This is a genomic window from Streptomyces sp., from assembly GCF_035563135.1.
GTDB lineage: Bacteria > Actinomycetota > Actinomycetes > Streptomycetales > Streptomycetaceae > Streptomyces.
Genome location: NZ_DATMVN010000487.1, coordinates 1 through 7,388 on the forward strand (window position 1 = coordinate 1; position 7,388 = coordinate 7,388).

At 69.2% G+C, this 7,388-nt stretch carries 6 protein-coding genes and 2 pseudogenes; all 8 read left to right on the forward strand.

What is annotated here, in order from left to right; translation table 11 throughout:
• Nucleotides 1–904: pseudogene (locus tag VN520_RS21430) on the forward strand (histidine kinase); the annotation flags it as partial.
• Nucleotides 905–913: 9 nt separating this feature from the next.
• The gene (locus VN520_RS21435; RefSeq protein WP_006127850.1) at nt 914–1,327 is read left to right on the forward strand and encodes a roadblock/LC7 domain-containing protein; all 414 of its coding nucleotides are present in this window, start codon (nt 914–916) and stop codon (nt 1,325–1,327) included.
• A gap of 134 nt (nt 1,328–1,461) precedes the next feature.
• A complete protein-coding gene (locus VN520_RS21440) occupies nt 1,462–1,869 on the forward strand; it encodes a DUF742 domain-containing protein (RefSeq protein WP_266709549.1) in 408 nt (135 codons plus the stop codon).
• Nucleotides 1,850–2,431: a GTP-binding protein gene (locus VN520_RS21445; protein WP_015611636.1), complete on the forward strand. Its 582-nt coding sequence runs from the start codon at nt 1,850–1,852 to the stop codon at nt 2,429–2,431. Before VN520_RS21440 ends, VN520_RS21445 begins: the two co-directional genes overlap by 20 nt.
• 350 nt (nt 2,432–2,781) lie before the next feature.
• Entirely contained in the window at nt 2,782–6,048 is a 3,267-nt protein-coding gene (locus tag VN520_RS21450) for a nitrate- and nitrite sensing domain-containing protein (protein ID WP_325748559.1), read from the forward strand.
• Between the two features lie 10 nt (nt 6,049–6,058).
• On the forward strand, nt 6,059–6,472 hold the full coding sequence (locus VN520_RS21455) for a roadblock/LC7 domain-containing protein (RefSeq protein WP_006127847.1): 414 nt from the start codon (nt 6,059–6,061) through the stop codon (nt 6,470–6,472).
• Nucleotides 6,473–6,561: 89 nt separating this feature from the next.
• On the forward strand, nt 6,562–7,239 hold the full coding sequence (locus VN520_RS21460) for a DUF742 domain-containing protein (protein WP_325748560.1): 678 nt from the start codon (nt 6,562–6,564) through the stop codon (nt 7,237–7,239).
• Nucleotides 7,220–7,388 (forward strand): annotated as a pseudogene (locus VN520_RS21465) (ATP/GTP-binding protein); the annotation flags it as partial. The gene VN520_RS21460 and the pseudogene VN520_RS21465, both read left to right, overlap by 20 nt.

Consider the following 7,388-nt stretch of genomic DNA (forward strand, 5'->3'; position numbering starts at 1 on the left):
GCAGAGCACGAGCTGGGGCGTCGAGGAGCAGGGTGCTCCCCGCCGTACGCAGCCGGACTCGCCGCGTGGCCACGAGGAGTACGACACCGGCCGGTTCGCCCGGCCGGGCACCTCCGGTCCGGACCAGCCGTTCAGCCCGCCGAACCAGCGTCCGCCGATGGACGACCGTCAGGGGCCCGGTGCCACTGCGGAGTTCGCCCGCCCGGACTTCTCGGCGCCGCAGGCACCGCAGGCTCCGGACCCGGCGAGCACCGCGCAGTTCGCCCGCCCCGACTTCAACGCGCCGACGCCGCAGGACCAGGGCTTCGGCGCCCAGGCCCCGCAGCACCCGCAGGCGCCCGCACCTCGTCCGCCGGCTCCCTCCGCCGGTGAGCCGCAGCTCCGTCCGACACTGCCGCAGCAGCCCGAGGGGCTGCCGCCGGCCGGTCCCGGTGACGGCCGTACACCGCTGTACGACACGCTGGAGACGAACTGGTTCCACGGACCGCAGCAGGGCGGCCAGCAGCCGCCCGCCGCGGAACCCCAGGCACCGGCCGCCTCCCAGCCCGCCGGCACCCCGCCTCCGCTCATGCCGCGGCGTGGTGCGGCCGACGCCGGCACCACCAGTTCATGGCGTGCTTCGCCCAACGACGAACTGGTGCGGCAGGCCGAGCGGGCCAAGAAGCCCGCCGCGGGCGGGATCACCACCTCCGGGCTGCCCCGCCGTGTCCCACGTGCCAATTTGGTGCCGGGCACTGCTCAGCAGCAGAATCATCAATCCGGACCTCAGGTTTCGCGTGCGCCCGATGACGTACGCGGCCGTCTGACCAATCTCCGCCGGGGCATCCAGCAGGGACGACAGGCCAACACCGGCCCGTCTACCGGCAGTTTCCAACTCGGCCCCACTCACCAGCAGGAGCGTTAGTTGAGCCCCATGAGTCAGGCCGCGCAGAATCTGAACTGGCTGATCACCAACTTCGTGGACAACACCCCAGGGGTGTCCCACACGGTGGTGGTCTCCGCGGATGGCCTGCTGCTGGCGATGTCCGAAGGTTTCCCGCGCGATCGCGCCGATCAGCTGGCGGCTGTCGCCTCCGGTCTGACGTCGCTGACGGCGGGTGCCTCCCGGATCTTCGAAGGCGGCGCCGTGAGCCAGACCGTCGTGGAGATGGAGCGAGGTTTCCTCTTCCTCATGTCCATCTCGGACGGGTCCTCCCTCGCCGTCCTCGCCCACCCGGACGCGGACATCGGTCTGGTCGGGTACGAGATGGCACTCCTCGTCGACCGCGCGGGGACCGTCCTCACCCCTGACCTCCGTGCCGAGCTACAAGGCAGTCTGCTCCACTGACCGGCCATGCGGCAGACACCTGACACGATCCCCCCAGGTACTACTCAGAACCCTCACCCGTCCGGCCGCCACAGCCCCTCACCGGCCACCTTCAGACGGCAAGCCGACCCCCTGCTGTCACGCCCGGAGGATTTATGACCCCGCCCCCCGCCTCGCCCGATCCGTACGGCGCACTGCACCACGCGTCGTACGACGGTGAAGGCGACCAGCCGCTGGTCCGCCCGTACGCCATGACCGGTGGCCGGACCCGGCCGCGCTATCAGCTCGCGATAGAGGCGCTGGTCAGCACGACAGCGGACCCCGCCCACCTCGGGACACTGCTGCCCGAGCACCAGCGGATCTGCCACCTGTGCCGAGAGGTCAAGTCGGTGGCCGAGGTCTCCGCCCTCCTGTCCATGCCCCTGGGTGTGGCGCGGATCCTCGTGGCGGACCTGGCGGAAGCCGGCATGGTGGCCATCCACCAGCCGGGCAACGGAGAGGCCGGCGGCACGCCGGATGTGACACTGCTCGAAAGGGTGCTCAGTGGACTTCGCAAGCTCTAGCGGCGGTACGGCCCGTGCCACCACCTCGGCGAAGATCGTGGTGGCAGGGGGCTTCGGCGTGGGTAAGACCACGTTTGTCGGTGCCGTCTCGGAGATCAATCCGCTGCGCACCGAAGCCGTGATGACGTCCGCGTCCGCGGGCATCGACGACCTGACCCACACCGGGGACAAGACCACCACCACCGTGGCCATGGACTTCGGACGCATCACCCTGGACCAGGACCTGATCCTCTACCTGTTCGGCACCCCCGGACAGGACCGCTTCTGGTTCATGTGGGACGACCTGGTCCGCGGCGCCATCGGCGCCGTCGTCCTCGTCGACACCCGCCGCCTCGCCGACTGCTTCCCCGCCGTCGACTACTTCGAGAACAGCGGCCTCCCCTTCGTCATCGCCCTCAACGGCTTCGACGGACACCAGCCCTACACACCCGACGAAGTACGCGAAGCCCTCCAGATCGGCCCCGACGCCCCGATCATCACCACGGACGCCCGGCACCGCGCGGACGCCAAGAGCGGCCTGATCACCCTGGTCGAGCACGCCCTGATGGCCAGGCTGAAGTAGCCGTAAGTCGGTCGTGATCTACGGAGGTTGCTGTAGTCGCACGGGGGCGGCCTGTGTCCTTTGACACGCTCCGCCCCCGTGTTCATAACATTTCGACAGAGAATTGAAGCCCTATCAACACCCGACGCGCACGACCGGTACCACTGCGCTCATACGAGCCTCGCCTTTTGACGGGGCTCGCTCTTTATGCCCGTTTTATCTGAGCACGGCCATAGACGGAATCAATCATTCCGACTGTTTGGAACGCGACCGGTCCGCGTGCTGCAATGCCTCGAACTACCCAGTAGTCACGGCCCCTGAACGATAATCCGGCACAACGTAGGTGCCGACGCCGAGAGGTTGTTGGTCGAGTGAGGCGAAGCAACGAGGGCTCCGCGGCGCAGCCGGAGCGGGGCAACTTCACGCCGCCGCCGCGCGCTGTGGTGTCCCCGCCTGCGGACATGTCGTCCGAGGCGGAACCGGCAGGTGGCAGCAGCAGCCGGCTGTCACCGCGGAACTGGCGGGTGCCCACCCGGCTGAACGCGATTCTCCTGATCCCGGCGCTCGTCGGTCTGGTCATGGGCGGCTTCCAGGTGAAGGGGTCGGTCGACACCTGGAACGAGGCCCAGGACGCCGAGAAGACGGCCCTGGTCGTCCGCGCGGCCTCGGAGTACGGGCAGGCGCTGCTGAACGAGCGTGACCTCACCGCTCAGCCCCTGCTGTCCAACAAGCGCACCGCCGCCGAGGTGGAGAAGGTGCGCGCCACCACGGACAGTGCTGCAAAGAAGTTCGACGCCGCCGTGGAGAACATGCCGGACAAGGCGGGCCTGGACCGCCGTCTGAAGCTGTTCGAGGCGGAGGAGCCGTTGCTCCCCGAGCTGCGCAAGGCCGCCTACGCCGAGGCGATGGACCCGGTGAAGACGGAAGAGGGCTACACCAAGGTCCAGCACTCGCTGATGCAGTTCGCCAACGAGCTCGGCCTCGGCACCGGCAACATCACCAGCTACGGCCGGACCGTGTACGCGCTGGAGCTGTCCAAGGCCGCGGAATCGCTTCAGCGCTCGATCGGCATGCACCTGCTGGTGCGCCCGAGCCAGGAGAAGCGCAACTTCAACAGCCAGGTCACCGCTTTCAGCTCCTACAACTACCTGGAGCAGATCGCCCTCAACGAGTTCGTCTCCGGCGGCACGGAGGCCGACGCGGCCCGCCTCAAGGAGGTCATGGCCGCCAAGGCCGCAGAGGGGGCCGAGCAGCTGAAGGCCGCCGAGGCGCAGGCCAAGGCCGCCGGCAAGCCCTTCAAGGCGCCTCCGAGTGTCGACGGTTCGGTCTTCGACGGCATGGCCCAGGAGATCGGCAAGGGCAGGCAGCCGGACGAGCTGAAGGCTCTGGGCATCACCCCCGAGACCTGGATGGCCGCTGCCACCGCCAAGTTCGAGGGCTACACGACGGTCGAGAAGGAGCTCGTCGACAAGGCCGTGAACGAGGCCGCGGAGATCTCGGCCGACGCCAGGAACGACGCCATCGTCAACGGCCTGATCGTGATCATCGCGCTGCTCGCGGCCTTCGTCATCGCCGGCCTCATGGCCCGCCAGATGAGCCGCTCCATGCGCCGGCTGCGTACGGCCGCCTTCGGTATCGCCGAGCAGCGGCTGCCGATGCTGGTCGACCAGCTGTCGCGGACCGAGCCGGGCCGGGTGGACACCCGGGTCACGCCGATCCCGATCGACAGCCAGGACGAGATCGGCGAGGTCGCCCGCGCCTTCGACCAGGTGCACCGCGAGGCCGTGCGGCTCGCCGCCGAACAGGCCATGCTGCGGGGCAACGTCAACGCGATCTTCACGAACCTGTCGCGCCGCAACCAGTCGCTCATCGAGGGCCAGCTGACCCTCATCACCGACCTGGAGAACAACGAGGCGGACCCGGACCAGCTGGAGAGCCTCTTCAAGCTGGACCACCTGGCCACCCGTATGCGCCGCAACGGCGAGAACCTCCTCGTCCTCGCGGGTGAGGAGCCCGGCCGCCGCTGGAACCAGCCGGTGCCGCTGGTCGACGTGCTGCGGGCCGCCTCCTCCGAGGTGGAGTCCTACGAGCGCATCGAGCTCACCGGCGTCCCGGAGAGCGAGATCCACGGCCAGGCCGTGACCGACCTCGTGCACCTGCTGGCCGAGCTGCTGGAGAACGCCACCACCTTCTCCTCGCCGCAGACCAAGGTCCGGGTCACCGCGACCCGGCTGCCCGACGGCCGTGTCATGGTCGAGATCCACGACAAGGGCATCGGCCTCACCGCCGAGGACTTCGCGGACATCAACCACAAGCTGGCCAATCCTCCGACCGTGGACGCCGCGGTGTCCAAGCGGATGGGTCTGTTCGTGGTCGGCCGGCTGGCCGACCGGCACGGCATCCGCGTCCAGCTGCGCCCCTCGGGCGAGCAGGCGGGGACCACGTCGCTGGTCATGCTGCCGGACGCCATCACCCATGGTGGCGGTGGCGAGTCGGCCCCGGAGAGCGACTTCACGGTCTCCTCGATCATGCCCGAACAGCAGCAGCCGCAGGCCTTCGAGCCGGCGTCGCAGCACACCCCGATGCGTACGGCGGCGGAGCTCGGCTTCGACGACTCGCGCTACGAGGCCCCTGCGGCGGACGCCCCGCGGCTGGACCCGGTCAACCGGTCGCTGATGCGTGAGGAGCGCCGGGCCGCTCTGGAGGCGCAGACGGGTGGCGAGCGCGCACCGTTCCAGGACGGCGCCGGGCAGCAGTTCCCGCAGGAGCAGCAGTACGCCCCGGAGCAGCCGTTCGCCCCGGAGCAGCAGTTCCCGCAGGGACAGCAGTTCCCGCAGGAGCAGTACACCCCTGTCCCGGAGCAGCAGCAGTACGGCCAGGAGCAGCAGGAGTACGCGCAGACGGGCTACGAGGGCGGTTACGACCAGTACGCCCCCGGGACCGGCTACCAGGACCCGCAGCCGAACGGCTACCCGGAAGCCGCGTACCCCGCTCAGGACGGTCTCCAGGAGCAGTACGCCGACCCGTTCACCGCGCAGGACGGCCGCTCCCACCAGGGCGGCTGGGCAGATCAGGGATCGTATCCGGGAGCCTTCGAGCCCCAGGCGCAGCCCGAAGCGGGATCTGTGCCGAGTGCTCCCGCGGAGCCGCAGGAGCACGTAGGCTTCGACCGCCCGGGGCCCACTCCGAATCCCGGTCACGACCTGACCGAGGCGGGCCTCCCGCGCCGGGGCGCGGGCCAGCAGCACTGGCAGCCCTCCGGCCGAGGAAACGATCAGCCTGCTGCTCCGGAGCAGCGGCAGCGGCCGCAGCAGGAACAGCCGCAGGCCCAGCAGCGGACGGGGCACGCCGACGGGGAAGGCCCCGACGACTGGCGCTCGGCGAACGACGAGCGCTGGGAGCGGGCCGAGAAGCTCCGGGAGCCGAAGGCGGGCGGGATCACCCCTTCCGGGCTCCCCCGGCGGGTGCCCAAGGCCAATCTGGTCGAGGGCACGGCGGAGCAGACCCAGCAGGGCGGCCCACAGGTCTCCCGCGCCCCTGAGGACGTGCGGGGCAGGTTGAGCAACCTGCGCCGCGGTGTCCTGCGGGGACGTACCGCGGGGTCGGACACAAGTGATACCTACAACCAGGAGCGTTAGTGTGAGCCCGATGAGCCAGGCGGCGCAGAATCTGAACTGGTTGATCACCAACTTCGTGGACAACACCCCCGGGGTGTCGCACACGGTGGTGGTCTCCGCCGACGGACTCCTGCTGGCGATGTCCGAAGGTTTCCCCCGGGACCGCGCCGATCAGCTGGCGGCTGTCGCCTCCGGTCTGACGTCGCTGACGGCGGGTGCCTCCCGGATCTTCGAAGGCGGCGCCGTGAATCAGACCGTTGTGGAGATGGAGCGAGGATTCCTCTTCATCATGTCCATCTCTGACGGATCCTCACTCGCCGTCCTCGCCCACCCGGATGCCGACATCGGCCTGGTTGGGTATGAAATGGCACTTCTCGTAGACCGTGCAGGAAGTGTTCTTACCCCGGATCTCCGTGCCGAACTCCAGGGAAGTCTTCTTAACTAATAGACAGACAGTGCGTTTCTCGTCACCGCGCCATAAGGTGCGGTGGCGCGGCACCACTGGGATGGCGACCGGCAGTCGGAGGAGGAAACGTGGCAGCACCCACAGGCGGACACCCGTATGAGGGCGGTCAGCGGGTTCCGGGTGAGCAGGGTGATAACCGTTTCGACAACCCCTCCGTGCCCGGCAGACAAGGCCCGCAAGACTCTTATCAGCCTTATCAGCCGTACCAGCCCTATCAGCAGCACCAGCAGGGCGCACAGGGCGGCGACTGGCAGCAGCAGCCCCAGCAGCCCGGTTCCGGGTGGCCGCAGCAGCAGCCTCATTACCCGCAGCACGAGCAGCAGCAGCCGCAGCGGTACGAGGCGCCGCCGTCGCGCATCCAGCCGGTCCAGCGGCAGGCCCCGGCGCCCGCGAAGCCCGCGGTGCACAACCCGCTGGTCCGCCCGTACGCCATGACCGGCGGCCGTACCCGGCCGCGTTACCAGCTCGCCATCGAGGCACTGGTCAGCACCACGGCCGATCCGTCCAGGCTCCAGGGGCAGTTGCCCGAGCACCAGCGGATCTGCCGGCTCTGCATCGAGATCAAGTCGGTGGCCGAGGTCTCCGCCCTTCTCTCGATTCCCCTCGGCGTTGCCCGCATCCTCGTCGCCGACCTGGCCGAGGCCGGGCTCGTCGCTATCCATCAGCCCGGCGGCGACGAGGCCGCCGGCGGCCAACCAGATGTGACACTGCTCGAAAGGGTGCTCAGTGGACTTCGCAAGCTCTAGCGGCGGAGCGGCCCGCTCCACTACCTCGGCGAAGATCGTGGTGGCAGGGGGCTTCGGCGTGGGTAAGACCACGTTTGTCGGTGCCGTCTCGGAGATCAATCCGCTGCGCACCGAAGCCGTGATGACGTCCGCGTCCGCGGGCATCGACG